This window comes from Vibrio sp. 10N.222.46.A1, from assembly GCF_041473595.1.
Taxonomy (GTDB): domain Bacteria; phylum Pseudomonadota; class Gammaproteobacteria; order Enterobacterales; family Vibrionaceae; genus Vibrio; species Vibrio tasmaniensis_A.
Genome location: NZ_JBFRSN010001392.1, coordinates 1 through 954, shown reverse-complemented (window position 1 = coordinate 954; position 954 = coordinate 1). Strand labels below are relative to the sequence as shown.

Sequence of the window (954 nt, the reverse complement as noted above, 5' to 3'; positions counted from 1 at the left end):
TGGTCAGATTTCTAACGTGTGTATAGTGCAAGTCGTATTTTAGTATTGCTTGTGAAGATTGTTGATTCATAACCGTTGGCACCTTTAGTTAGTTCATTCTTTAACTAGCTCACAGCTTTAGCTAGTTCGTATCCTTAACTAAACGCAGGCCCATATCTGACATAGTGATCGATTGGCTTGCGAAGTCGCGACGGTAACTTTCAGATTCGTTTTCGTCATAAGCAAAGCTGCCACCGCGAACCGATTTATGTGATAAACCAACGTCGCTGTGTTTTGCGTTGTTAGGATTGTCTGTTGGACCGAATCGGTAGAAAGTGTCATCGAAGGCATCAATCACAAACTCACCCACGTTTCCGGTCATGTCATATAAGCCTAGTTCATTTGGCTTCTTTAGCCCGACTGGATGTGCGCTATTTTTAGAATTTGCTGAGTACCACGCAACATCATCTAAGTTATTGGAACCACTGTAAGTATAGCCTTTGCTCTTGTTGCCACCTTTCGCTGCAAATTCCCATTCAGCTTCAGTCGGCAGACGGTATTCTTCACCTGTAAGTTCGTTCAATTGTTCAACGAAGTAGTTCGCCTGTTGCCAACTTAAGTTATTGACCGGAACTTGTGGGTTTTGGAAATAACTGAGAGATGAACCCATCACCGATTCGAACAATTCTTGAGTCACCTCAAACTTTGCAATGTAGAAACTATCTACAGTTATATTTCGTGCTGGTCGTTCTGCTTTGGTCGCTTCAGGATCGTTCGAACCCATGGTGAATGTACCACCTTCAACTAGCACCATTTCTTGGTCAATTTGTTGGGCGATGGGGTGTGTAGGCACGCTCGCACAGCCGCTTAGGAAAATAGTCATGGTGACGCTGCTGATCGCCGCTATTTGTTTGTAATTAAAAAATTTCATCACGTGCCTCGAATGTTCGAAATAGAGGGCAATTTTAACGTTTA

Annotated in this window: 1 protein-coding gene; it reads right to left on the bottom strand. The window is 43.2% G+C overall.

The annotated features are described in order from the left end of the window. Positions 1-121 precede the first annotated feature (121 nt). Positions 122-910, bottom strand: coding sequence for an SUMF1/EgtB/PvdO family nonheme iron enzyme (locus tag AB4496_RS26880; RefSeq protein ID WP_009844966.1), 789 nt, complete (start codon positions 908-910; stop codon positions 122-124). Between the last annotated feature and the right edge of the window lie 44 nt (positions 911-954).

Bases quoted from the DNA above. Each gene is read 5' to 3' on its own strand.
- AB4496_RS26880 (WP_009844966.1), bottom strand. From the start codon at position 910: ATGAAATTTTTTAATTACAAACAAATAGCGGCGATCAGCAGCGTCACC.